General features: G+C 72.0%; 23 protein-coding genes. 6 read left to right on the forward strand and 17 right to left on the reverse strand.

All coding sequences use genetic code 11. The features are described from left to right. Positions 1-8: 8 nt before the first annotated feature. The 6 genes from acnA to ACK99Q_RS14455 form a co-directional block, all read right to left on the reverse strand. Complete coding sequence (gene acnA / locus ACK99Q_RS14430; RefSeq protein WP_410186806.1) at positions 9-2810, reverse strand: aconitate hydratase AcnA; 2802 nt, start codon at positions 2808-2810, stop codon at positions 9-11. A gap of 140 nt (positions 2811-2950) precedes the next feature. Next, positions 2951-5443 carry an SCO7613 C-terminal domain-containing membrane protein gene (locus ACK99Q_RS14435; protein WP_410186807.1) on the reverse strand — a complete coding sequence of 831 codons (2493 nt, stop codon included), beginning with the start codon at positions 5441-5443 and terminating at the stop codon, positions 2951-2953. 119 nt (positions 5444-5562) lie between these two features. Further along, complete coding sequence (locus tag ACK99Q_RS14440) at positions 5563-6762, reverse strand: PrsW family intramembrane metalloprotease (RefSeq protein ID WP_410186808.1); 1200 nt, start codon at positions 6760-6762, stop codon at positions 5563-5565. Continuing rightward, a complete protein-coding gene (locus tag ACK99Q_RS14445) occupies positions 6762-7385 on the reverse strand; it encodes a hypothetical protein (RefSeq protein WP_395487341.1) in 624 nt (207 codons plus the stop codon). The genes ACK99Q_RS14440 and ACK99Q_RS14445 overlap by 1 nt, the downstream gene beginning before the upstream one ends. 70 nt (positions 7386-7455) lie before the next feature. Then, positions 7456-8676 carry a class I SAM-dependent RNA methyltransferase gene (locus ACK99Q_RS14450; RefSeq protein WP_410186809.1) on the reverse strand — a complete coding sequence of 407 codons (1221 nt, stop codon included), beginning with the start codon at positions 8674-8676 and terminating at the stop codon, positions 7456-7458. Then, on the reverse strand, positions 8673-10685 hold the full coding sequence (locus tag ACK99Q_RS14455; protein WP_410186810.1) for an APC family permease: 2013 nt from the start codon (positions 10683-10685) through the stop codon (positions 8673-8675). Before ACK99Q_RS14455 ends, ACK99Q_RS14450 begins: the two co-directional genes overlap by 4 nt. A gap of 59 nt (positions 10686-10744) precedes the next feature. Here ACK99Q_RS14455 and ACK99Q_RS14460 point away from each other — a divergent pair, with 59 nt between their 5' ends. Together ACK99Q_RS14460 and ACK99Q_RS14465 are read left to right on the forward strand one after the other, a co-directional pair. Beyond that, positions 10745-11395: a potassium channel family protein gene (locus tag ACK99Q_RS14460; protein ID WP_410186998.1), complete on the forward strand. Its 651-nt coding sequence runs from the start codon at positions 10745-10747 to the stop codon at positions 11393-11395. Continuing rightward, on the forward strand, positions 11395-12060 hold the full coding sequence (locus ACK99Q_RS14465) for a potassium channel family protein (RefSeq protein ID WP_410186811.1): 666 nt from the start codon (positions 11395-11397) through the stop codon (positions 12058-12060). Before ACK99Q_RS14460 ends, ACK99Q_RS14465 begins: the two co-directional genes overlap by 1 nt. A gap of 5 nt (positions 12061-12065) precedes the next feature. Here ACK99Q_RS14465 and ACK99Q_RS14470 read toward each other — a convergent pair whose 3' ends face one another. From ACK99Q_RS14470 to dut, 4 genes are read right to left on the reverse strand one after another with little or no spacing between them, the layout of a single operon-like run. Next, positions 12066-12731: a DUF3159 domain-containing protein gene (locus tag ACK99Q_RS14470; protein WP_410186812.1), complete on the reverse strand. Its 666-nt coding sequence runs from the start codon at positions 12729-12731 to the stop codon at positions 12066-12068. 1 nt (position 12732) lies between these two features. Then, a complete protein-coding gene (locus ACK99Q_RS14475) occupies positions 12733-13086 on the reverse strand; it encodes an OB-fold nucleic acid binding domain-containing protein (RefSeq protein WP_410186813.1) in 354 nt (117 codons plus the stop codon). A 4-nt stretch (positions 13087-13090) separates the two neighbouring features. Then, positions 13091-13714 (reverse strand): DUF3710 domain-containing protein, encoded by a 624-nt coding sequence (locus ACK99Q_RS14480; RefSeq protein ID WP_410186814.1) that lies wholly within the window; start codon positions 13712-13714, stop codon positions 13091-13093. Next, complete coding sequence (gene dut, locus ACK99Q_RS14485; RefSeq protein ID WP_410186815.1) at positions 13714-14184, reverse strand: dUTP diphosphatase; 471 nt, start codon at positions 14182-14184, stop codon at positions 13714-13716. Before dut ends, ACK99Q_RS14480 begins: the two co-directional genes overlap by 1 nt. An 84-nt stretch (positions 14185-14268) precedes the next feature. Between dut and ACK99Q_RS14490 the strand changes: the two genes are divergently transcribed. Next, complete coding sequence (locus ACK99Q_RS14490) at positions 14269-14799, forward strand: DUF3093 domain-containing protein (RefSeq protein ID WP_410186816.1); 531 nt, start codon at positions 14269-14271, stop codon at positions 14797-14799. Next, entirely contained in the window at positions 14765-15133 is a 369-nt protein-coding gene (locus tag ACK99Q_RS14495) for a DUF4235 domain-containing protein (RefSeq protein WP_410186817.1), read from the forward strand. Before ACK99Q_RS14490 ends, ACK99Q_RS14495 begins: the two co-directional genes overlap by 35 nt. 84 nt (positions 15134-15217) lie before the next feature. On the opposite strand, the gene ACK99Q_RS14500 is transcribed toward ACK99Q_RS14495, so the two are convergent. The 3 genes from ACK99Q_RS14500 to ACK99Q_RS14510 all read right to left on the reverse strand — a co-directional run bounded on the left by ACK99Q_RS14500 (position 15218) and on the right by ACK99Q_RS14510 (position 17511). After that, positions 15218-15517 carry a DUF4193 domain-containing protein gene (locus ACK99Q_RS14500; protein ID WP_078698323.1) on the reverse strand — a complete coding sequence of 100 codons (300 nt, stop codon included), beginning with the start codon at positions 15515-15517 and terminating at the stop codon, positions 15218-15220. 168 nt (positions 15518-15685) lie between these two features. After that, positions 15686-16474 (reverse strand): inositol monophosphatase family protein, encoded by a 789-nt coding sequence (locus tag ACK99Q_RS14505; RefSeq protein ID WP_410186818.1) that lies wholly within the window; start codon positions 16472-16474, stop codon positions 15686-15688. After that, a complete protein-coding gene (locus ACK99Q_RS14510; protein ID WP_410186819.1) occupies positions 16471-17511 on the reverse strand; it encodes a ferrochelatase in 1041 nt (346 codons plus the stop codon). The genes ACK99Q_RS14505 and ACK99Q_RS14510 overlap by 4 nt, the downstream gene beginning before the upstream one ends. A 90-nt stretch (positions 17512-17601) precedes the next feature. Between ACK99Q_RS14510 and ACK99Q_RS14515 the strand changes: the two genes are divergently transcribed. Together ACK99Q_RS14515 and sepH are read left to right on the forward strand one after the other, a co-directional pair. Next, positions 17602-18789, forward strand: coding sequence for an MFS transporter (locus ACK99Q_RS14515; RefSeq protein WP_410186820.1), 1188 nt, complete (start codon positions 17602-17604; stop codon positions 18787-18789). 109 nt (positions 18790-18898) lie between these two features. Next, positions 18899-19777, forward strand: coding sequence for a septation protein SepH (gene sepH / locus ACK99Q_RS14520; protein ID WP_410186821.1), 879 nt, complete (start codon positions 18899-18901; stop codon positions 19775-19777). 137 nt (positions 19778-19914) lie between these two features. On the opposite strand, the gene ACK99Q_RS14525 is transcribed toward sepH, so the two are convergent. The 4 genes from ACK99Q_RS14525 to ACK99Q_RS14540 are packed head-to-tail and all read right to left on the reverse strand — an operon-like array spanning position 19915 to position 24953. Next, complete coding sequence (locus ACK99Q_RS14525; protein WP_410186822.1) at positions 19915-20568, reverse strand: thymidine kinase; 654 nt, start codon at positions 20566-20568, stop codon at positions 19915-19917. 4 nt (positions 20569-20572) lie between these two features. Next, on the reverse strand, positions 20573-21664 hold the full coding sequence (locus tag ACK99Q_RS14530; RefSeq protein ID WP_410186823.1) for an alkaline phosphatase family protein: 1092 nt from the start codon (positions 21662-21664) through the stop codon (positions 20573-20575). After that, positions 21661-22236, reverse strand: coding sequence for a DUF5998 family protein (locus tag ACK99Q_RS14535; RefSeq protein WP_179424870.1), 576 nt, complete (start codon positions 22234-22236; stop codon positions 21661-21663). Before ACK99Q_RS14535 ends, ACK99Q_RS14530 begins: the two co-directional genes overlap by 4 nt. After that, positions 22233-24953 carry a GNAT family N-acetyltransferase gene (locus ACK99Q_RS14540; RefSeq protein WP_410186824.1) on the reverse strand — a complete coding sequence of 907 codons (2721 nt, stop codon included), beginning with the start codon at positions 24951-24953 and terminating at the stop codon, positions 22233-22235. The genes ACK99Q_RS14535 and ACK99Q_RS14540 overlap by 4 nt, the downstream gene beginning before the upstream one ends. Positions 24954-25004 lie beyond the last annotated feature (51 nt).

Raw genomic sequence — 25004 nt, forward strand, 5'->3', positions numbered from 1 at the left:
ACGTTCGCTCAGTCGAGCAGCGACCGGAGAACGTAGGGCATGATGCCCCCGTTGCGGTAGTAGTTCGCCTCACCGGGAGTGTCGATGCGGACGACGGCGTCGAACTCGATGTCGTCGGCCTTGACCTTCACCGTGCGCGGCGTGGTGCCGTCGTTGAGCTCGGTGATGCCGGTGACCGTGAAGGTCTCCTCGCCGGTCAGGCCCAGCGAGTCGGCGTTCTCGCCCTCGGGGAACTGCAGCGGCAGGACGCCCATGCCGATGAGGTTCGAGCGGTGGATCCGCTCGTACGACTCGGCGATGACGACCTTGACGCCCAGCAGCGCGGTGCCCTTGGCGGCCCAGTCGCGCGACGAGCCCGAGCCGTACTCCTTGCCCGCCAGGACGACCAGCGGGACGCCGGCGGCCTGGTAGTTCTGCGAGGCGTCGAACACCGAGGTGACCTCGCCGTCGGCGGTGAAGTCGCGGGTGAAGCCGCCCTCGGTGCCGGGCGCGATCTGGTTGCGCAGGCGGATGTTCGCGAAGGTGCCGCGGATCATGACCTCGTGGTTGCCGCGGCGCGAGCCGAGCGAGTTGAAGTCACGGGGCTGCACGCCCTTGTCCATCAGGTACTTGCCCGCGGGGCTGTCCTTCTTGATCGCACCGGCCGGGCTGATGTGGTCGGTGGTGACCGAGTCGCCCAGCTTGAGCAGCACGCGCGCGCCGTCGACGTCGGTGACCGGGTCGGGCTCGAGGCCCATCCCGTCGAAGTACGGGGCCTTGCGGACGTAGGTGGAGTCCTCGTCCCACGCGAACGTGTCGCCCTCGGGCGTCGGCAGGTTCTGCCAGCGCTCGTCACCGGCGAAGACGTCGGCGTACTCACGGCTGAAGGTGTCGGCGTCGATCGCGCTGGCGATGACGTCCTCGACCTCGGACGGCGAAGGCCAGATGTCCTTCATGAAGACGTCGTTGCCGTCCTCGTCCTGGCCCAGCGGGTCGTTGAACAGGTCGACGTCCATCGAGCCGGCGAGCGCGTACGCGATGACCAGCGGCGGGGACGCGAGGTAGTTCATCTTGATGTCGGGGTTGATGCGGCCCTCGAAGTTGCGGTTGCCCGAGAGCACCGCGGTGACGGCCAGGTCGCCCTCGTTGACGGCGGCGCTCACCTCGGGGATCAGCGGACCGGAGTTGCCGATGCAGGTGGTGCAGCCGTAGCCGACGAGGTTGAAGCCGAGCTTGTCGAGGTAGACGTTCAGGCCCGACTTCTCGTAGTAGTCGGTGACGACCTTCGAGCCGGGAGCCAGCGTGGTCTTGACCCACGGCTTGCGCTGCAGGCCCTTCTCGACGGCCTTCTTGGCCAGCAGGCCCGCGCCGATCATGACCGACGGGTTCGACGTGTTGGTGCACGACGTGATGGCCGCGATGGTGACGGCGCCGTGGTCGACCTCGAACGTGGTGCCGTCCTCGAGCGTGACCGTCTGCGGGTTGCGGACGCGCTCGCCAGGCGCGCCGGTGGCGTGCTCGTGCGGGCCCTCGCCGCCGTTGGCGTAGGTCGACGTCTTCGGGGTGTCGGACGCCGGGAAGGAGTCCTCGACGGCCTCGTCGTAGCCGTTGAGCTGCTGCTCGCTGTGGTCGACGTAGTCGCGCAGCGACGCGCGGAACGCGGTCTTGCTGTCGGTCAGCTCGATGCGGTCCTGCGGACGCTTCGGGCCGGCGATCGACGGGACGACGTCGGCCAGGTCGAGCTCGAGGTACTCCGAGTAGCGCGGCTCGTGGTCGGCCTCGTGCCACAGGCCCTGGGCCTTGGCGTAGGCCTCGACGAGGGCGATCTCCTCGGCCGTGCGGCCGGTGAGCTCGAGGTACTTCGTGGTCTCCTCGTCGATCGGGAAGACCGCGATCGTGGAGCCGTACTCGGGGCTCATGTTGCCGATGGTGGCGCGGTTGGCCAGCGGCACGGCGCTGACGCCCGAGCCGTAGAACTCGACGAACTTGCCGACGACGCCGTGGTCGCGCAGCATCTCGGTGATCGTCAGCACGAGGTCGGTCGCGGTGGCGCCCTGGGGCAGCTCGCCCGAGAGCTTGAAGCCAACGACGCGCGGGATCAGCATGCTGATCGGCTGGCCGAGCATCGCGGCCTCGGCCTCGATGCCGCCGACGCCCCAGCCGACGACGCCCAGGCCGTTGACCATCGTGGTGTGCGAGTCGGTGCCGACGCAGGAGTCGGGGTAGGCCACGACGCCGCCGTCGGCGTCGCGGGTGAACACGACGCGGGCGAGCTTCTCGATGTTGACCTGGTGGACGATGCCGGTGCCCGGGGGGACCACGCGGAAGTCGCTGAAGGCGCCCTGGCCCCAGCGGAGGAACTTGTAGCGCTCGCCGTTGCGCTCGTACTCGATCTCGACGTTGCGCTCGAACGCCTCGGGGGTGCCGAAGACGTCGGCGATCACGGAGTGGTCGATGACCATCTCGGCGGGGGCGAGCGGGTTGATCTTGGCCGGGTCGCCGCCGAGGTCGGCCATGGCCTCGCGCATCGTGGCGAGGTCGACGACGCACGGGACGCCGGTGAAGTCCTGCATGATCACGCGGGCGGGCGTGAACTGGATCTCCTTGCTCGGGTCCGCCTTCGGGTCCCAGGAGGCCAGCGCCTTGATGTCGTCGGCGGTGATGTCCGCGCCGTCCTCGGTGCGCAGGAGCGCCTCGAGCAGGATCTTGAGGCTGAACGGCAGGGAGGCGACGTCGAGTCCCTCGCCCTGGACCGCATCGAGCCGGTAGTAGTCGAAAGACGCGTCCCCGACCGACAGGGAGTCCTTGGCCTTGAATGTGTCGACGCTCATGGGCTTCTCCTTCGCTGGTGTTCCCATCCTGCCCCCGCGACAGCGCCTGCGGGCGGTCAGGATGACCTAAGTCCCAGATATCTTGATGTCAAGATAAACGATATCAAACGATGTGGCCTGGCGCCGTGCTCAGGTGACCCTCACCTCAGCGCCCCGAGCCGCGCGACGAGGGCGCGACCCTCCGCGACGCGCTTCTCCCAGGTCGTACCCACGAGGAGCAGCACCAGTCCCGCGGCGGCGATCAGGATCCAGCGCGGCAGTCCGAGAGCGGTCGGACCGACGTTCGCCAGCACGAGCAGCAGCAGCACCACCGCGCCCGCGATCAGCGGAGCGCCCCAGCGCAGCACGACGCCGGTGCTCAGGACCGCGGCGGCGACGAGGGCCAGCAGGGCGGCCCGCAGGCTCGTCGGCTCGTCGAGCGCCTGCGGCAGCGAGGGCAGCAGCGCGAGCACGAGCCCCGGCGTCAGCGCGGTCCACGTGCGACTGTCGGGGTCCGTGCGCAGGCGCCACCAGCCGGCCGTGAGGACCGCGACGGCGAACGGCGCCGTGTAGGCCTCGATCGTGACGACCTCGCTGGCCGCGAGCCGGGCCACCCACGCCCCGCCCGTGAGCCCGAGCGCGACCCAGCGCAGGTACGTGCGGTCGTCGTCGAGCAGCCCCACGATCGCGGTCACGACCGCACCGATCGTCAGCAGCAGCGCCACCCGGGCGAGGTCGTCGCCGTCACGGACGACGCACACGAGCAGGGTCGCCGCGACGACGACCTCCACCGCGGTGCGGTGCGACGGCAGCTCGTCGAGCGCCAGCGTGAGCAGCAGCAGGCCCGCGGCGACGCCGAAGACCACGACGCCCCAGGCCTCGGGCGCGACGTCGGCGAGATCGGCCACCTGGGCCACGGTCGCCACGATCGCGAAGGTCGCCAGTCCCGCGGCGCCGGCGGACACCGCGCGGCGGGGCCCCGGCGTGTCCTCGTCGAGGCCGACCGCGGCGCACGCCAGGGCACCCACGGCGGCCAGGCCCCAGGCCCACGCGGTGGACGGACCCCCGAGCGGCACCACCACCATCGCGAGCGCGACGACCGCGACGGGGATGATCGAGAGCTCCCAGCGGGCGCTCCGCAGGACCACGGCGAGCACGACGCCCACCACGACGAGCGTGGCCGCGTGGACCAGGAACGGAAGGGTCGAGGCGCCGACGGCCGTGACGACCGCCGCGCCCGCCGCGATCTCCGCGATCGGGACGCGCCAGTCGTCCGGCACGAGCCGCGGTGCCGGCCAGCGGGCCGTGGCGAGCCACGCGACGATCAGCGGCAGCGCGACCGCGAGAACCCACCAGCCCTCGGTGATGCTCATGTCGGCAGGGCGGATCCACACGTCACGCGGCGAGGAGAACCAGCCGGCCCGGTCGGTGCGCTCGAGGGTGGCCGTGCTCGCCGCACCGCACCAGAGCAGGAGGGCGGCGCCGGCGACGACCGCGCCCCACCGCACGCCGAGCGACCAGGCGTCGGGTCGCGTGACGAGCGTGGCGAGCACCGCGACCACCACGGCGACCGCGACGAGCCCCGCCGCGGTCGTGTCGAGCGCGGCGCTCCAGGCCCAGCCGTCGACCGCGACACCTACCAGGAACAGGACGGCGACGACGGCGAAGGCGATCAGCCACGCACGCAGCGGCCGGACGAGGCGCGCTCCGGCGACGGCCAGTGCCGCGAGCACGAGGGTGGGCAGCGCCTCACCCGGAGTCAGGCCGCGGGAGTCGCCGAGGGCGGAGTCGACCGCGAGCAGGACGAGCACGACCCCGAACAGGAGAGCGAGCAGCGCGCTGGGCCACAGCATCCAGCGCAGGCGCGTGCGGTGGGCGACCGCGATCACGGCGAGCGGCAGCACGAGACCGGCTGCCGCGGCCCAGAACCAGTGGTCGCCCTCCCCCAGGTCGCCGAGACGAATCATCACGGCGGGCGCGCTGATGAAGGGGGCGAAGCCGCCTGCAAGCTGCGGGGTGATCAGCTCGCGGTCCAGCCGGGGCCGGGCCCACCGCACGATCCAGACGCCGGCGCCCACGAGCACCACGGTCCAGATCACCGAGACGAGGGCGAAGTCCGACCACGACAGACCGAAGAGTCCCTCGGCCACGGCGGCCAGGAGGTCGACCGTGACGAGGCCGAGGAACACGGTCCACAGCGCCTCGGCCGTGCCCACGAGCCCTCGGCGCGTCGCCCACGCGGCCGCCGTTCCGACGAGGGCGGTGACGGCGAGCAGGATCAGCGCCCGGCCGAGGATGCCGAGCGAGCCCCACGCCACGGTGGCGAAGATGATCGCCGCGACGATGAGGCACACCGCGCCCAGGCCGAGCAGGATCGATCCGGTCGACCACGTGCGGACCGGCGGCACCGGCGCCGCGGGCATCGCAGGCGCGGCGGGCATCGCGGACCCCGCTGCGGCGGGCCTGGTGACCTCGGGTGCCGCGACTCCCCGGCGCGCGCGTCCCTGCGCGACGAGCCGGTCGGCCTCGAGGAACAGGCCCCACAGCCGCTGCGCCTCGGGCGAGCCGAGGTCGAAGCCGCACCGCGGGCAGGTGTCGACGCCGCCGATCGGGCCTCGACAGGCGGGACAGGCGTGGGGATCGGCATACGTCACGGGGGTGACTCAACCGGACGGGTCAGGCCCGCGCAAGCACCGCCACACCTTCGCCGTGGTGCGCACGGCCGACGGGCGCGCTGGGGTCCTGCGCCGAGTCGGAGTGTGGCACGGCGGGTTCAGCGGGCCCGGAGCCGTTGGATCTCGGCGCGCGAGTGAGCGACCTCGGGACTCTCGGCGCCGTGGCTCTCGGACAGGTCGTGAGCCAGGTCCAGGCCGGCGGCGAGAATGTGCTTCTCGCGTCGCCGGCTGACCTCGTCGGCACGTTTCTTGATGGCGGCCTTCCGATCCTTGCGACGCCGTGAGCGTGCGCCTGCGAGCGCGGCGAGCTCGAGCTCGGTGATGGTGCCGTTGGCGACCTCCGGAGCGAGCACGTCGTGCAGCCAGGCGCGCTCCCGGTGCGCGCCCCAGCGCAGTGCCAGGAAGAGCACGACGAAGCTGGCCGCGGTGATGCCCACCATGAGCAGCGAGACCACGGTGCCGTTGTCGTTCGCGAGCGCGAGCATCGAGTCCCACAGGCCGTGGACGAGCATCGCCGAGACCATCAGCAGCAGACCCCGCCCCACTCGCCGCGGCTGGGCTCGCGTGCCGACGAGGTAGATGATGCCGGCGGCGAAGATGGCGGTGTACATGGCGTGCGACGCGATGCCCGAGAGCGAGCGGATGAAGAAGGTCTGCAGCACCGCCCCGACCTGGTCGACGCCGAAGTTCGCGTAGGCGGCGTTCTGCCCGTACAGCATGTCCTCCAGGACCTGGAATCCCAGCCCCACGTAGGCGCCGACGATCAGACCGTCGTAGACGGTGCGGATGACGAACGGAGCGAGGCCCAGCAGCAGGAGGAACACCGCGCCCTTGGCGCTCTCCTCCACGAACGGAGCGGTCAGGCCTGCCTTCCAGTCCGAGGCCCACGCCTGCCCGAAGAGCTTGGCATACAGGTCCATCAGCGCGGCGTTGCCCGGCAGCGCCATCGCCCACGTGGCTCCGATGCCACCGCCGACGAAGGCGGTCACGGCGAGCAGCGCCGGGGTGCGCTCGTAGCGGTCGGCGTGGTGGAGGAACAGGACGAACACCAGCAGGAAGAACCCGGACGACGCGACGGCCGCGAGGTCGGCGTCGGCGAACACGCCGGCCAACGGCGCGGCGATCCCGTAGAGCTGGCGAGCACCCATGAGCAGCAGCAGGACGAGGACCCAGAGGCAGAGATTGCGAGGCTGGAACAGGCGGAATCGGCTACCCCACCCGGACTCCTCGATCGCTGCCTCGCGGCGCTCGAGCAGCTCGCGCGACTCGGGGGTGGCGGACTCGGTCGTGGTGCTCATCAGGACTCGCCTCCGTCCTTCGTCAGGGAGTGGATCATCGCGCGCGTCTCCCCCTTGAGAGCAGTGACCTGCTCCTGAGGCCCGGCGACCTGGATCTCGATGCCCTGCCCGTCGACCACGAATGCGGACACGGTCCCGGCGCCGGTGGCCGCGGTGAAGTCCTGTGCGACCCCGCGCAGCCCTCCGGAAGTGGTCAGATTGTGCACCTCGCCGGAGACGTGGTAGCCGGAGGACTGCGCGCCGGTGATCCGGTTCGCCTGCTCGAGCAGACGGGCGGGACTCTCGTCGAACGGACCCTGAAGGATCGCGAAGACCACGCCATCCTTCACGAGCACCGTCTGCTCGGCATCTCGCGCCTCATCGCCGCCGCGCGGCTCGTCGACGGTCCTGAGTCCGGACTCGACGCCCCACCCAGCGGGGACGGTCATGGCGACCTCGGTGGTGACCTGGAACGCCTCCCCGACCTCTGTCGTGTCGTCCCACGGCACTTGAGCGTTGACCCAGGGCATCACCCAGGCCCACAACGCGATCACCGCGAAGCCGACCAGGCCGTAGGGAAGTGACCTTCGATCCAGCCCGAGCCAGCGATCCTCCACCGGCACCCGTCGCGCATCCTGTGACATGGCCGTCATCCCCCGAGTCGCTCGTGAGACGTGACGCCTCGTCGCAGTTCGCTCTACCGTGAGGAACGTATCAGAGCGACGGCCGCCTGCGCCCGACTCGCGTCAGCACCGCGACGCACTCGACGTGGTGCGTCATCGGGAACAGTGCGAAGCCGCGCAGCGACTCCAGCTCGTAGCCGAGCGACGCGAACGTGGCGAGGTCGCGCGCGAGGGCCGCCGGGTCGCAGGCCACGTAGACGATGCGGCGGGGCTCCAGCGCGGCGATGGCCGGGACGGCCTCCTTGGCGCCGGTGCGCGGCGGGTCCAGCACGACGACGTCAGCGCGCGCGCCAAGGAGTCCACGGCGCAGCGCGCGCTCGACGGGCGCGTGCACGATCGACGCGTTCGGGAGGTCGGCGAGGTTCCCGTGGGCGTCGGACGAGGCGCGACGGTTGCCCTCGACGCTCACCAGCTCGCCCGGCGCGCACGCCTCGGCCAGGAACGCGGAGAACAGTCCGGCGCCCGCGTAGAGGTCGAGCACCCGGTCGTCCGGACGGACACCGGCGCCCTCGAGGACGGCCTCGACGAGAGTGGTGGCCGCCGCGGGGTGCACCTGCCAGAAGCCGGAGCCGCTCACCGAGAAGCGCCGGCCCCGCACCTCCTCGACGAGCGTGCCCGTGCCGGCGCGCACGGTGCCGTCGGAGGCGACCACGCCGTCGACCTGCGCCTCGAGGTCGTCCTCGATCGACGCGTCGGTGACCAGCAGCCGCTGTCCGGTGGAGGACGCGATGGTCTCGACGCGCGGCTCGTCCCACAGCTGGCGGCTGACGTCGGGGATGTCGGGGTGCGCGATGGGGCACGACTCCACGGGGATCACGTCGTGGCTGCGGTGGCGACGCAGGCCGGCCATGCCGTTCTCGGCCACCGACCACACCACGCGCGTGCGCCAGTCGAGCAGCGGGCCGACCGCCTCGACGCGGCCGTCCCAGTCGAGCCCGGCGAGCCGCTGCAGCTGCTCGCGGACGACATCGGTGAGCAGGGTCAGCTGACCCTCCTCGGAGACGTGCTGGAAGTCGCAACCACCGCACAGGCCCGGTCCCGCGAGGGGGCACGGCGGGGTGACGCGGTCCGGCGAGGGCTCGATCACCCGCACCGCGTCGGCGCGCAGGAATCGCTTCGAGCGCTCGGTGACGCGGATCTCGACGACCTCGCCGGGCAGCGCGTGGCGGACGAACACTACCTGGCCGTCGAGGCGCGCGACGCAGTGTCCGCCGTGCGCGACCGGTCCGACGGTGACCGTGGCGTCGGTCATCGACGCTCCTCCCTGCGGATGCCCCGTCGCACGTCGCCGGCGGTGGGACGCGAGTCGCCGGTGGCCACGCGCTTGGCCGAGGCCAGCTGGAACGGCACGCTGACGACGAGGACGCCGGGCACGAACAGCAGGCGGGCCTTGAGGCGCAGGGCGGTCTGGTTGTGGAGCGCCTGCTCCCACCAGCGGCCGACGACGTACTCGGGGATGTAGACGGTGATGAGGTCGCGCGGGTTCTGCGACCGGCGGTTCTTGACGTACCGCATGACCGGCCGCACGACCTCGCGGTAGGGCGAGTCGAGCACGCGCAGCGGGATCGGGACGCGCAGCTCGTCCCAGCGGCGAGCGAGCTCGGCGGTCTCGTCGGGGTCGAGGTCGACGACGACGGCCTCGAGCGAGCTGGCGCCGGCCAGGCGGGCATACGCGATCGCGCGCATCGCGGGCTTGTGCAGCTTGCTGATCAGGACCATGCCGTGGACCCGAGCCGGCAGTGCGACGTCGGCGTCGTCGACGGCGAGCTCGACGGCGACCCGGTCGTAGTGGGCCGCGATCGACCGCATCACGACGAACACCGCGATCATCGCGAGGATGGCGATCCACGCGCCGGCGAGGAACTTCGTCAGCAGGACGATCACGAGCACCGTCGCGGTCATCGCCAGGCCGAAGGCATTGACGCCGCGCGAGCGCTGCATCCGCCGCCGCTCGGCGGGGTCGGTCTCGGTGGCCAGGTGGCGGGTCCAGTGCCGGATCATGCCCAGCTGGCTCAGCGTGAAAGAGACGAAGACGCCGACGATGTAGAGCTGGATGAGCTTCGTGACCTCGGCGTCGAACGCGACGATCAGCACGGCGGCCGCGGCGGCGAGCAGCAGGATGCCGTTGCTGAACGCGAGGCGGTCGCCGCGGGTGTGCAGCTGGCGCGGCAGGAAGCCGTCGCGGGCCAGGATCGAGCCGAGCACCGGGAACCCGTTGAACGCGGTGTTCGCGGCCAGCACGAGGATGACGCCGGTGCAGGCGATGACGAAGTAGAACAGCGGCGGCACGTCGTGGAAGAGCGCCCCGGCCAGCTGGCCGATCACGGTCTCCTGGGTGTAGCCCTCCCCCACGGGCTCGCCGTTCAGCAGCAGCTGGTGCGCCGGGTCCTCGACGTACCGCAGGTTCATCAGGTCGGCCAGCACGATGATGCTCATCAGCATCGCGATCGAGATCGTGCCGAGCAGCAGCAGGGTGGTGGCGGCATTGCGGCTCTTGGGCTTGCGGAAGGCCGGCACGCCGTTGCTGATCGCCTCGACGCCGGTCAGCGCGGCACAGCCCGACGAGAAGGCCCGCGCCAGCAGGTAGGCCATCGCGATGCCGCTGACCGCGCCGGTGAACGGCTCCTCGGCGGCGATGTCGTACTGCGCGCTCTCCACCTCGGGCAGGGTGCCCATCGCGAACTCGACGTAGCCCCAGCCCGCCATCAGCGCGATCGCGATCATGAACAGGTAGGTCGGCACGGCGAACGCCCGGCCCGACTCCTTCGTGCCGCGCAGGTTCATGGCCGTCAGCAGGGCGACGAGCCCGACGGCGGCGGTGGCCTCGTGCCCCTTGAGGAACGGCAGCGCGGCGGCGGCGTTCTGCACGCCCGAGGAGATCGACACCGCGACGGTCAGGACGTAGTCGACCATCAGGGCGCTCGCGACCGTGAGGCCCGCGTTGCGGCCCAGGTTCACGGTGGCGACCTCGTAGTCGCCGCCTCCGCTGGGGTAGGCGCGCACGTTCTGGCGGTACGACGCCACGACCGTGAGCATCACCACGACCACGGCCAGGCCGATCTGCCAGTTGAAGGCGTAGGCCGTGAGCCCGCCCATCGACAGGGTCAGGAAGATCTCGTCCGGCGCATAGGCCACGGACGAGAGCGCGTCACTCGCGAAGACGGGCAGCGCGACGCGCTTCGGCAACAGGGTCTCCCCCATTTGCGAGGTGCGCAGCTTCCGTCCGATGAGGGCGCGCTTCAGCGCACCGGTCATTCCCACGCGGTCGATGCTAGACCCGTTCGGGCCGGTGTACCGTCGCCGGTGTGCACATCGTGATCATGGGGTGCGGACGCGTGGGTGCGTCCCTGGCCCGGAGCCTGGAGTCGCGGGGGCACTCGACCTCCGTCATCGACTCCAATCCCGACGCGTTCCGGCGCCTCGGCCCCTCGTTCGCCGGCGACACCGTCACCGGCATGGGCTTCGACCGCGGGGTCCTGGTGGCCGCCGGCATCGAGCGCGCCGACGCCTTCGCGGCGGTCTCCAGCGGCGACAACTCCAACATCATCGCGGCGCGCGTGGCTCGCGAGGTGTTCCGCGTCGGCAACGTGGTGGCCCGCATCTACGACCCGCGCCGCGCCGAGGTCTACGAGCGGCTGGGCGTCCCCACCGTGGCCACGGTGCCCTGGGCCGCCGACCAGATGCTCCGGCGCCTGCTCCCGGCCGGGTCCGAGCCCGCGTGGCGCGACCCGTCGGGCCGGCTGCGGCTCGACAACGCCTACGCGCCGTTCGCGTGGGTGGGTCACACCGTCGCCTCCCTCGAGGCCCACACGGGCGTGCGCGTCGCGTACGTCACGCGGCTGGGCACCGGGCAGCAGATCACGGGCGACACCGTGATCCAGGAGGGCGACTACCTCAGCATGTTCCTCGTGTCGGACGAGGCGGACACCGCGCTCGCCGCCCTCGAGGCCGGACCGAAGGAGTCGGACTGATGCGCGTCGCGATCGCCGGAGCCGGGGCCGTCGGCCGCTCGGTGGCCCAGGAGCTCCTCGACCACGGGCACAGCGTCCTGCTGATCGACAAGTCCCCCACCTCCATCCGCAGCGACCTCGTGCCCGACGCGCAGTGGCTGCTGGCCGACGCCTGCGAGATGTCCACGCTCGAGGAGGCGCAGCTGCAGACCTGCGACGTCGCGATCGCCGCCACCGGTGACGACAAGGCGAACCTCGTGATGTCGCTGCTGGCCAAGACCGAGTTCACGGTGCCGCGCACCGTCGCGCGCGTGAACAACCCGAGCAACGAGTGGCTGTACGGCGAGTCCTGGGGCGTCGACGTCGCGGTGTCGACGCCGCGCATCATGGCCGCGCTCGTGGAGGAGGCCGTGGCCGTCGGCGACCTCGTCCGCCTGTTCACGTTCCGCCAGAGCGACACGAACCTCGTCGAGCTGACCGTCCCCTCCGACTCGGCCTACGTGGGTCGCCGGCTCGGCGACATCACGTGGCCCGACGGCGTGCACCCCGTGGTGATCCTGCGCCAGCAGCAGTCGCTGCTGCCCGAGCCCGACCGCACCGTGGAGGCCGGCGACGAGCTGCTGTTCGTCACGCCGTCCGCCGCCGAGGGCGAGCTGTCGGCCCTGCTGGCCAACCACCGGGGCTGAGCGCCCTACGGGGTCGGGGTCTCGTCCTCGAGCTCGGTGACGGGCGTGCTGTTGCGACTGAGCAGCCACACCATCGCGGCGAGCGTGGCGATCTGCAGTGGCCAGCCCATGATCACCTTCGAGGTGCCCAGCCAGCCGATCTGGTCGGACAGGTAGAGCGGGTACTGCACCAGCACGCGCAGCACGCAGGGCAGCGCGAACAGCAGGGTGAGGCGGTTGCAGAGCCTGCGCATGCCGGGATCGCGGCGCCAGCCGGTGAGGTCGCCCACGAGGGCGCCGATCATGACGCCGATCGCCGGCCAGCCGATCACGACCGTGGCGACGAGCACGACGGCGTAGCCGGCGTTGTAGATGATGCCCGGCAGGAAGACGTCGCGCGCCTCGCCCGACCGCGACGCGAACAGCGCCGCGATGCCGATGCCGACGAGGGCGTTGATGACGAACTGCGGGTTGGAGCGCTGCACCACGCGCACGATCAGCAGCACCGCGGTCAGCGCCGACGCGATGATGAGACTCATCCTCAGCTCGCGGGTCGCGAGATAGCAGAGCGTGAAGGTGATCGTCGGCACGGCGGCCTCGACGATCCCGCGGGCACCGCCGAACGCCTCCGCGAGGCGCTGGCGGACCACCTGCTCCACGGTGGCGACGTTCGCCTCGCGGGGCTCGGACATCTCAGGCGTCCAATCGGTAGGCGGGGTTGTACATGACGCGCTCGGAGCCGCGGTGACCGATGCGGCCCGTGGCGGTCAGCGAGCGGCCGGCGGCGATGCCCTCGATGCGACGGCGTCCCAGCCAGATCAGCGTGATCGTGCCGGTGCCGTCGTACAGCGAGGCCTCGAGCGCCGTCACGTCGCCGACCGGGCGCAGCGTGACGTCGTGCAGGACGCCGTGGACGTCCACGCGCTCGCGTTCCGGGGCGTCCTTGATCGCGGCGCAGCCCGCGGCCGTGGCGCGGCCGCGCAGCTCGGAGTCCTCCTGGCTCTCGACCGAGAAGCGGTCGAGCCACTTCGACACGACACCGGGCACGGGACTACTCCTCGACGCGCTGGGCGTCGGCGGGGATCACCAGCGGCAGGGACTCGCGCAGCATCCGCGGCTCCTCGCCGCGGCGCACGCGCAGGTCGCGCAGCACCTCGACGAACACGCCCTCGTCGGTGGACTCCAGGCCCGCGGCGCCCAGGATCGTGGCGCGCACGACCCAGCGGGGGCCCTCGATGCCGATGAACCGGGCGGGCTGCACGCCCGCGGTGCCGTCGGCGGTGGTGGCGGGGAACTGCGCCAGGATCTCGGGGCCGAACGGGCCGTCGATCTCGGTGATCGTGCCGCCACGCTTGTCGACCTCCTCGCGCAGGTCGGCGCGGACGCCGTCCCACGTGCCACCGCTGCGGGCACCGGCGAACGGACGCAGCTCGACGGCGGAGCCGCCGGAGGTGACAAGGACGGCCGTGACGACGTCGTCCTCGGTGGGCAGCTGGACCTCGATGTCCGGACGCATCCGGATCAGCAGCGAGCCGAGGTCGACGTACTCGTCGGGCGACTCGATCGGGCGCTCGGTGACGTCGAAGGGTCCGTCGGCCCGCGGGCCGGCGACTTCGACCGGCTCGGCGGCAGCGGCCGGGGACTCGGTCGCGCCGGTGTTCTTGCGACCAAACATCAGTGACTTCCTTCCGTCGGTGCCCCGATCGAGGCGTGACCACCCGAGGAACCGTACCCGCCCTCGCCACGTACGGAGTCCTCCAGCCCGTCGACCTCGACGAAGCGCACGTGCTCGACGCGCTGGACCACCAGCTGGGCGATCCGGTCGCCCCGCGCGATGTGGACGGGCTCGCGCAGGTCGTGGTTGACCAGCAGCACCTTGACCTCCCCACGGTAACCCGCGTCGATCGTTCCCGGCGTGTTCACGACCGAGAGACCGTGGCGCAGCGCGAGGCCCGACCTCGGGTGGATGAAGCCGGCGAAGCCCTCGGGCAGCGCGATCGCGATGCCGGTGGGGACCAGGGCCCGCTCCCCCGGCTCGAGGACGACGTCGACCGTGGAGACCAGGTCGGCGCCGGCGTCGGCGGGATGGGCGTACGCGGGAAGGGGGACGTCGGCGTCGAGTCGCCGGATCTGCACCTCGGTCACGGTGGCGACGATACTGCCGCGGGCCCGCCTCGGGCGCGCTGGACCGCGTCGGGGCCGCTGGTCCGCGTCGGGCACAGTGGACACGTGCAGAACACCCCCGAGCGCCACCGCGAGCGCCTCGTCGCCCCCGGCCTGTGGTGGGGCGGTGTCGTCGCCGCCTCCGTGAGCGTCGGCTGGCTGCTCCTCGTCGCCACCAGCCCCGTCGTCGCCGCCGGCGTGGGCCTGCTCACCCTCTTGGTCGCCGGCGCAGGGCTGTGGCGCTACGGATCGCTGCTGGTGACGGCCGAGCCGGGCCGGCTGCGCGCGGGCGACGCCCACCTCGAGACGCCCGACCTCGGCACCGTCGAGGCCCTCGACCCGGCGTCCTGGCGGGCCGCCCTGGACCGCGCCGGCACCGACCGCGCGTTCCTGCTGACCCGCCCGTGGATCGACCGCGGCGTGCGCGTGGAGGTGGCCGATCCGGCCGACCCCACCCCCTACTGGCTCGTGTCGACGCGCCGTCCCGACGCGCTGAGTCGCGCCGTGGGCCAGACTGGTGCTCCCACCGACACCGGTGACCCCACGGACGAAAGGACCATCGATGGCCAGGAAGCGCGCGACGAAGGCGACGCCTGACGCCGGGACCACCTCGAGCGCCGAGGCCAAGGTCTCGAAGGGACGCGGCCGGGGCGCCTGGCGGGCGCTCGACACCGGCTCCGGTCTGCTCGCGGCCACGCTCGCCCCGTACGTCTCCAACCTCGCCTGGCGTGCGGTCACCGGTCGTCAGCCCCCGCGCAACACGCGCAGCCCCGAACTCAGCACGAAGGAGGCCGTGGCGTGGGCCGCGATCGGCGGCGCCACCGTGCAGATCGTGCGCACCGTGGCCCGGCGCGGCGCGGCCAGCTACTGGCTCAAGTCCACCGGCGGGCTGCCGCCGGGCATGAAGTCCACGAAGGACGCGAAGCGCTGACGCCCCGCCCCTGACACACGAAGACGTCCGGCCCGCCGCGTGAGCGGCGACGCCGGACGTCGTGCGTTCGTCGGGGCGCGGACCTCAGTCGGCGCAGTCCTTGCAGATCGCCATGCCGTTCTTCTCGGTGGCCAGCTGACTGCGGTGGTGCACCAGGAAGCAGGACATGCAGGTGAACTCGTCGGACTGCTTGGGGACGACCTTGACCGCGAGCTCCTCGTGCGACAGGTCGGCGCCGGGGAGCTCGAACGACTCTGCCGCCTCGACCTCGTCCTCGTCGACCTTGCCCGAGTTCTTCTCGTGGCGACGCGCCTTCAGCTCCTCGATGCTGTCCTCGGACTGCTCCTCGTCGGTCTTGCGGGGCGCGTCGTAATCGGTTGCCATCAACTCTCCATGCTGGTTCTCGTGGAACTCTTGTCGTGTTCTTGTGGAACGCGCAGATTCAACCACATGGCTCCAACCCGCGCGCACCCGGAAGACACAAGCCGCCCGGTGGCGCCGATATTCCCACCGCAGCGGCCGTTCCGCCAGTCGTGGAGAGCGCCGATCCGCTCAGAAGCCGCAGCGCCGGACGAGCGCGAGGAACTCCTCGATCCCGCCCGCGGGAGCCGCGACCACGAGGCGGTCCGACGGCGGCCCGTCGAGGCCCGTCACGACGAGTCCTGCCTCGCGCGCGATCAGGCCCGCCGCGGCGTGGTCCCACGGCTGGAGGCCCTGCTCGACGAAGGCGTCCAGGCGGCCCTCGGCGAGGTCGGTGAGGTCGAGCGCGGCCGCGCCGATCCGGCGGACGTCGCGCACGTGGGGCAGCATCGCGCCGACGGCCCTCGCCTGGTGCTCGCGCACCTCGGGCACGTAGTTGAAGCCGGTGGCCACGAGCATCTCGGCCGGCGGCAGGACGGGCGGTCCGGTCAGCCGGCGCGGCGCGGCCTCGTCGACCCGCCAGGCGCCCTCGCCCGCGACCGCCTCGTAGGCCTCGTTCGTGGCGATGTTGACGACGACGCCGACGTGGTCGATGCCACCGACCCGCGCGCCGATCCCCACCGCGTACCGCGGGATGCCGTAGACGAAGTTGACCGTGCCGTCGATCGGGTCGACGACCCACTCCACGTCCGAGGTCCCGGGCACGTCCTGGCCCTCCTCCCCGACGAAGGCGTCGTCGGGACGCGCCGCGAGGATGCGCTCGCGGATGAGCTCCTCGCACGAGCGGTCGATCAGGGTGACGAGGTCGGTGGGACTGGACTTCGTCCCCGCCACGCCCACCCGGCCGGCGGGACGCTGGGCGGCGACGTGCTCGGCCGCCTCCGCCGCGACCCGGCGAGCGAGGTCGAGGAGCTCGGTCACGCCAGAACCGGGCGCATCGACCGCGGGTTGACGCAGCAGTCGCCCGGGCAGGTGTCGGCCTTGGGCCCGAACTCGCCGAGCGCCGGGCGCTCGGGCGACTCGCCGCGCTCGGCCGCGGCCCGCTCGAGCAGCAGCTCGCGCACCATCGCCGCGTAGCGCGGATCGGCGTTGGGGCTGGCGGCGCGGGCGAAGCGCAGGCCGAGCTTCTCGGCGGTGGCCTTGGCCTCGGTGTCGAGGTCGTACACGACCTCCATGTGATCGGCGACGAAGCCGATCGGCACCAGCACGACAGAGGTGACCCCCTGTCCGGCCAGCTCCTCCAGGTGGTCGTTGACGTCCGGCTCGAGCCAGGGCTGGCTCGGCGGGCCCGAGCGCGAGCAGTAGGCCAGCGACCAGGTCGGCAGGTCGAGCGCCTCGGCGACGAGTCCGGCCACCGAGAGGTGCTGGCGCTCGTACAGGCCGCAGCCGGGACCGCCGCTCGCCTCGTTCATCTGGTCGGGCACCGAGTGCGTGACGAACACGACGCGCGCGTCGGGACCGACCTCGGCCAGCGCCTGGCGCGTGTACTCGGTGAACAGCTCGACGAACACCGGGTGGTTGAAGTGGTGGCGCAGCCGGTCGACCCGGATCGGGCGGTCGTGGGAGACCTCGAAGAGGTTCTCGCGGTACTGGCGGCAGCTCGAGTACGAGGAGTAGGCGCTCGTCATGAAGCACGCGACGCGCTCGACGCCGTCGGCCTCCATCTGGTCGAACGCGTCGGCCAGGTACGGGTCCCAGTTGCGGTTGCCCCAGTAGACCGGCAGGTCGAGTCCCTGCTCGGCGAAGTCGGCCCGCAGCGCGGCCAGCAGGTCGCGGTTGATGTCGTTGATGGGCGACTTGCCGCCGAAGCCGAAGTAGTGCTCGCCGACCTCGACGAGGCGCTCCTTCGGGATGCCCCGGCCACGGGTCACGTTCTCCAGGAACGGGACCACGTCCTCGGGCTTCTCGGGGCCTCCGAAGGAGACGAGCAGGAGGGCGTCGTAGGGGCGTGCGTCCATGCCGCCAGTCTTCCACGGGGGCCGTCCGCGCTCGCTTCGGGCGAGCCGGTCCCCGGTTCGTCGGCCCCTGGGTCCAAGATGAGTCCCGTCATGCTCTCCGCGTACCGCTCGATCCTGTCGACGCCCGGCGCGCCCGCCTTCACCTCGGCCGGCGCCCTCGGACGCCTTCCCCTGTCCATGACGGGGCTCGGCATCGTGCTGCTGGTCTCGGGACGCACCGGCGACTACGGACCCGCCGGACTGCTGATGGCGGTCTACGTCGTCACGTCGGCGATCTGCGCGCCCGTCCAGGGCCGGCTCGCCGACCGCGTGGGACAGGCGCCCGTGCTCCTCACCGCCGGTGCGCTGTTCGCTTCGGGCATCGCGATCCTGCTCACGACGGTCGACCTGTCGCTGTGGGTGGCCGCGATCGGCGCCGTGATCGCCGGCCTCGGCGCGCCCCAGGCCGGCAACATGGTCCGCGCCCGGTGGACGCACAACCTCTCCGACCGCAGTCGCCTGCAGACCGCGTTCGCCCTGGAGGCGGTGCTCGACGAGGTCGTCTTCATCGTCGGTCCCGTCCTCGTCACCGTCCTCACACTGAGCGTCCTCGACTGGTCCGGACTCGCCGTCGCCGGCGCCGCCGCCCTCGTCGGCGCCTGGGGACTGGCGCTCCAGCGCTCCACCCAGCCGCCGCACCGGCGTCAGGCGGAGGGTCCCCGCGAGCCGCTGCCGTGGTTCCTGCTCGGTCCGCTCGTCGTGGCGGCGTGCGGGCTCGGCCTGCTCTTCGGCGCCGCCGAGGTCCTCGTGGTCGCGTTCACCGAGGAGCAGGGCCGTCCCGGCGCAGCCGGACTCGTCCTGGCGATCTGGTCCGCGGGCAGCCTCGCGGCGGGCCTCGTGATCGGCGCGCTGGCGCCCCCGGCCGACCCCGTCCGACGACTGCGCCTGTCGACCCTCGGCCTGCTCGTCTTCCTCGCTCCGCTGCCCTTCGCACCCAACATCGCGCTGCTCGCGATCGGCTTCCTGCTGGCCGGCCTCATGCTCTCGCCGACGCTCATCACGGCGGTGCACCTGGTCGAGCTGTGCGTGCCGCCGTCGCGCCTCACCGAGGCGCTCACCTGGACCACCACCGGCATGTCCGCGGGCACCGCCGCGGGGGCCGCCATCGCGGGACTCATGGTCGACCGGTGGTCGGCCTCCGTGGGCTTCACGCTGCCCATCGTGGCGGCGCTGATGACCACCTCGGTCGCGTTCGCGTTCCGGGGCCCGCTCCCCCAGCGCCACGCCGTCGCCGAGTGATCGGCGACGTCCGGGAAAAGACATCCGGACACGGCGCGTCTCCCGGGATCGTCGCGGCCGTTCACTAGCCTTGAAGTCGGTGGCAGAAGCGACACGGGGAGGCTCGAACATGCGGGAACTCGCGACCGTGGGACTCAGCGACGACGGACGATTCCTCGTGGCCCGTGACGCGACCACCGGAGAACGCTTCCGACTCAGCATCGATCGACGGCTCACCACGCTGGTCGACCGCACTCCCGTAGGGTCGAGTCGTTCCGGACAGATGGAGATTCCGATGGAGAGTTCGCTCACCCCCCGAGACATCCAGACCCGCATCCGCCGTGGCGAGTCGGTCGAAGAGGTCGCCGAGGCCGCCGGCATCACGGTCGAGCGGGTGCAGGGCTTCGCCGTGCCCGTCATCGCCGAACGCGAGTGGATGGCCCAGTCGGCGCGCGCCACGTCGGTGCGCCGCAAGCACGTCGGCGGACCCGCCGTCGCCCTGGCCGAGCTGGCGGACACCGCCCTGGCCGAGCGCGGCATCACGCCCGAGAACGTCCAGTGGGACGCCTGGCGCCGCGAGGACGGCCGCTGGACCGTCCAGGTCGACCTCGAGGACGGCGCCGCGTCGTTCCTCTACGACCCCAAGAGCCGCTACGTGATCGCCGACGACGACGCCGCCCGCGGCCTGGTCGGCGACCTCGCCACGCAGGACCAGCACGACATGGCGCTGGCCGACCTCGTCACCGACGCACCCGAGGGCTTCGGCGGCGCCGTCGCAGAGGAGCCCGACCACGCCCCGCTCGTGCGCTCCATCAAGGAGGCGCGCGACCGCCGGGCGCTCGAGCAGGCCGTCTTCGAGGAGCCGGTCGAGGAGGTCGTCGAGGACCTCGAGGACCAGGCCCTCGAGGAGCGCATCGCCGTGCCCGACACCCCCAAGCCGCGCAAGAAGCACTCGCGCCGCTCCGTCCCCAGCTGGGACGAGATCATGTTCGGCGGCTCCTCGGACTGAGGACCGCGCACGTCGGGTGAGCGGTGAGTGGTCAACCCCTCCCCCCGCTCGCCGGTGACTGGCGAACCCCATCCGACCCTCATGGGGTTGACGACCCACCGCCAGGTCTGAGGAAGGGTTGAGGGCTCACCGCCCAGTCAGTCGAAGGGCAGGACGTCGGGCGAGAGAGCCCCGGCCTTGGCGCGCGCCGCGGTCATCCGCTTGCGGTGGTGGCGCCGGCACAGCACCTCGTACCCCACCTGCGGGGTCGGGCGGTCGGGATCCTCGACGTCGCCCACGACGATGACCTCGCCCTCGGTGACCATCTCGCCGTCCTCCGTGCGAGCGTTGTGGGTGGCCCGGCGACCACACCAGCACAGCGCCTCGACCTGGAGCGTGAGGACGCGATCGGCGAGCTCGATCAGCCGCTGCGAGCCGCTGAACAGGCGCGTGCGGAAGTCGGTGAGGATGCCGAAGCAGAACACGTCGAGGTCGAGCTCGTCGGCCACCTTGGCCAGCTGCTCCACCTGGCGCGCCGTGTAGAACTGCGCCTCGTCGCACACGAGGTAGTCGATGCGGGCGCCGCCGGTGAGCTGGCCCACGACGTCGTCCCAGAAGTCCAGGTCCTCGGTGACCTCGACGGCGGACGTCGACAGGCCCAGTCGGCTCGACAGCGTGGCCTCGCCGGCGCGGTCGTGCGACGAGTAGATGCGGCCCACGCGGCCGCGGGCCCGGTGGTTGTGGTCGAGCTGGAGCGCCAGGGTGCTCTTGCCCGAGTCCATCGTGCCCGAGTAGAAGACCAGTTCCGCCACGGCGTCAGCCCGCCACGAGGACCGGGATGCGACGCTCGCGGTCGGTGATCGAGCCATGGAAGCCACCCAGCAGCAGCTCGACGGCGAAGGCGTCCGAGGCGAACACCGCGAAGTCGTCGAGTGCGGCCACGACGACGTCGCCGAAGCGTCCGCGGACGGCGGGGTCGATCGGGCCGAACCACTCCTCCGCGTCGTCGCGCAGGCGCACCTCGACGCGGTCGCCGAGCGTCTCGCGCCAGCGGGCGGCGACGGTGGCCTCGGCCCCGGAGCGAGTGTGGACGTGGCGGAACCGCGCCTCCCCCGCCACCAGGACGACGTCGTCGCGCAGCTCGTGGTGGTCGACGAGGTCGAAGCGGTCGGCCTTGGGAACGTCGACCATGCCGTGGTCGGCGGTGACGAGCAGCACGACGTCGGGCGGCAGCGCCGCACGCAGGTCGGCGACGTCGCGGTCCACCTGGACGAGCGCCTTGCGCCACTCCTCGGAGTCGACGCCAGACCCGTGGCCCGTGTGGTCGACGCTCGACTCGTAGGCGTAGACGAGGGCGCGGTCGTCGCGCTCGACGGCCTCGACGACGGCGGCGAGGCGGTCCCAGGCGTGGCGCACGCCCACGAACGGCACGCCACGCTGGCTCACCTGCGTGAGGCCGCTCAGCTCGAAGCGCGCGTCGTTGACCACGGTGACGGCGATGCGCTCGTCGGCCAGCTGCTTGAGGACCGTGGGGTGCGGCTGCCACTCGGCCGGATCGATCCGGTCGTCCCACTGCAGCGTGTTGAGGAAGCGCGAGGTGCCCGGGATGCGGCACGTGTAGCCCGCCATGCCGTGCTGGCCGGGGCGCAGGCCCGTGCCGAGCGACGTGAGGCTGACCGACGTGGTCGACGGGATGCCCGCGAGGACGCCGTCGATGTTCAGGCACGACGACAGGAAGGGGGCCAGCTCGGCGTGCTCGCGCAGGAGGTCGAGGCCGAGACCGTCGACGACCATGACGACGAAGCGCTTGGCCTGCGGGAGTCCCAGGACGTCGGTGAAGCCGCTCGCGCCGAGGGCGCCGCCCACCGAGGTCATGATCTCGTGGATGCCGGCGTGGGGCGTGGTCATCGAGCCTCGGTGACCGTGGTGGCGGCCGTGAGCGCGCGGGCGAACTCGAGCAGGCCGACGACGGCGGCGCCGCCCTCGGCCGCGGCGCTCAGCCGCAGCGAGAAGTCGTCGCCCGAGATCGAGCCGGTGTAGCCGTGGTCGGCCTCGCACTCGGGGTCGTCACAGCGGGCGGGCTCCAGCTCGACGCGGGACACCGCGCCCCAGCCGATCGTGAGGAGCGCCTCCTCCAGCTGCTGCGTCTGGGCCGAGACCATGCGGGTGACGACGACACCGGAGACGCGCGACAGCGGCACCGCCTCGACCGAGGTGGACGTGTAGGGCTTCGGCAGCAGCGTGTCGCCGGGGTGCTCGTCGGTGTGCGTCAGCAGCAGGCGCGTGGGCGTGAGGACCAGCACCGACATGTGCCGGCGGATCTCCTCACGGTCGAACGTGGGCTCGTGGTGCACGACGAACGACTCGACGGGCTCGGTGGCGAGGGCGTCCTCGAGGGCGCCCGCCACGATCTCCGGGTAGTAGCCACTGCGGGAGATCGACTCGTACAGGTCCTTCGTGCGGTCCGTGGTTCGGGTCACCGACCCAGCGTATCCGTCGCCGCATCGGGCTGGCTCAGCCGCCGGACGTACCAGTCGCCGCGGCTGTCGGACGACGGGATGACCTTCGCGCGGGCGCTGAGGGCCGTGTAGCCGTCGGGATTGACCAGCACCGGCTCGAGGTCGAGCGACACCACCTCGGGCAGGTCGTCCTTGAGCGCTGCAAGGCGCAGCACGATGTCCTCGAGCGACGCCACGTCGACGGGCTCGCTGCCGTGGTGACCGAACAGCAGCGGCGCCGCGCGGATGCCGCTGACCATCGTGCGGGCGTCCACGTCGGTGAGCGGCGGGATGCCGTAGCTGCGGTCCTCCAGCAGCTCGCTGGGGGCGCCGGCGATGCCGAACGACACGAGCGGGCCGAAGAGGCGATCCTCCGTGGCGCGGAACGCGACCTGGACGCCGTCGGGCGCCGAGCGCTGGACGAAGAAGGTGGTGTCGGCGCGGATGCCGCTCCACGTGGTCATCTCGTCCCAGGCCTCGGCCATGTCCTCGGCGTCGTGGATGCCGCGCCACACGTGCGCGAGGTCGGGACGCGCGCGCAGGTGCTCGCTGCCCGCCTTGAGGACGACGTCCCAGCCGAGCTGCTCGCCGGCCGCGATCGCCTCCTCCTTGCTGTGCACGTTGGTCCAGGTCCACAGGTCGATGCCGTAGCAGGACAGCAGGTAGTGGACCTGCTCGGTGGACAGCACGGCGCCGCGCGGGGCGATCGTCAGCACGTCGCGGATGAGGGCCTTCGCGTCGCCGGAGCGGTGCTCGGCGGCGACGTGGTACTCGCCGTGGTCGCGCGAGGCCCACTCGGCGTAGTTCGTGGCGCGCGCCAGCGCCTTCACGGCCGCCTCGGGCGCCGCGTACGACGGCACCGAGCCGCGGCCGGCGGAGCCGCCCTCGAGGTCGGGGACGCGCAGCAGCACCGGAATGCCCTTGCTGGCCAGGAAGGTGGACACGATCGGCTTGTCGGACTGCTCGCCGATCGCGGCCAGCACCGTGGCGACGGCGTCGCTGTCGGTGGTGATGGGCGGCGTGTAGACCACGACGAGCGCGTCGACGTCGGGACGCGCGAGCGCGGCCTCGATGGCGACCTCGAACTCCTCGGCCCCGGCGGTGGCGCCCAGCGCGATGGGCGGGGCGACCTGGAGGCCCTGCGACTTCGCGGCGTCGGTGACGATCAGGCCGACGGCGTCGGAGTTGCCGACCACCGCGATGCGGTTGCCACGCGGCAGCGGCTGGTGGGCCAGCAGCTGGGCGACGTCGAACATCTCGTCGAGGTTGTCGACCTGGATCACGCCGGCCTGGCGGAACATCGCGTCGACGGCCTGCTGGGGCGCCGAGCTGCGGCGCACCGTGTGGCCGACGGGCACGCCCTGGGTGGACCGGCCCGACTTCACCGCGACGATCGGCTTGACCTCCGAGACGCGGCGGGCCAGGCGCGAGAACTTGCGCGGGTTGCCGATGGACTCGAGGTACAGCAGCACGACGTCGGTGCTGTCGTCCTGCTGCCAGTACTGCAGGAGGTCGTTGCCCGAGACGTCGGCGCGGTTGCCGGCCGAGACGAAGGTGGACAGGCCCAGTCCGCGCGCGGAGACGGTCTCGAGGATCGCCGTGCCCAGCGCGCCGGACTGGCAGAAGAAGCCCGCGCGACCCGGCGGCGGCATCGTGGCCGACAGCGAGGCGTTCAGCTGGACGTCGGCGGAGGTGTTGATGATGCCCAGGCAGTTCGGGCCGATCAGGCGCAGGCCGTGGATGCGGCACGAGTGCAGCAGCTCCTGCTGGCGGGCGCGGCCCTCGGGGCCCTCCTCGGCGAAGCCCGCCGAGATCACCACGAGGCCGTGGACGCCCTTGGCGGCGCAGTCGAGGACGACGTCGTTGACGTGCTCGGCCGGCACCGCGACGATCGCGATCTCGACCTCGCCGGGGATGTCGCGCACGGTCGGGTAGGCCGTGAGGCCCGAGACCGCCTCGGCCTGGGAGTTCACGGCGTAGACGGTGCCCCCGTAGTCGCCCAGCACGAGGTTGCGGACCATCGCCTGGCCGATCGATCCGGCGCGGCGGCTGGCGCCGACGACGGCGACGCTGCGGGCGCCGAAGATGCGGGCGATCGAGGCGGCCTCGGCGCGCTGCTCGCGCGAGCGCATGACGCCGAGCGCGGAGTCGGTGGGGTTGATCTCGAAGGTGAGGCGCTGCACGCCGTCCTCGAGCGTGCCGCTGATGGTGTAGCCCATCTCCCGGAAGACCTGGAGCATGCGCACGTTCTCGGGCAGGACCTCGGCCGTGAACTCGGTGAACCCGCGCTCGCGGCCCGCCTGGGCGAGGTGCTCCAGCAGCAGCTGGCCGATGCCGCGGCCCTGGTGGGCGTCCTCGACGAGGAACGCGACCTCGGCCTCGTCGTCGGAGACGGCGTCGTAGCGGCCGACGGCGATGATCTCGTCCTGCTGCGTGACCACGAACGCGACGCGCTTGTAGTGGTCGACGGTGGTGAACCGCTGCACGTCGCGGTCGGACAGGCGCGGGTACGGCGCGAAGAAGCGGAAGTACTTCGACTCCGCCGAGACGCGGTCGTAGAACTCGACGAACTTCGGGGCGTCCTCGGGGACGATGGGGCGGATCTGAGCGACGCGCCCGTCCTTGAGCAGGACGTCGGCCTCCCACGCGGGGACCGGGTGGGGCAAAAGGCTCGTCTCGACCGGTTCGCTGCCACTCACGGTCACAAACCTACCCCGCACGCGGCGGGTCGGGCGCACCCCGCGCGGGGC

Source organism: Aeromicrobium sp. MLTX1 (assembly GCF_046452335.1).
Lineage (GTDB): Bacteria > Actinomycetota > Actinomycetes > Propionibacteriales > Nocardioidaceae > Aeromicrobium.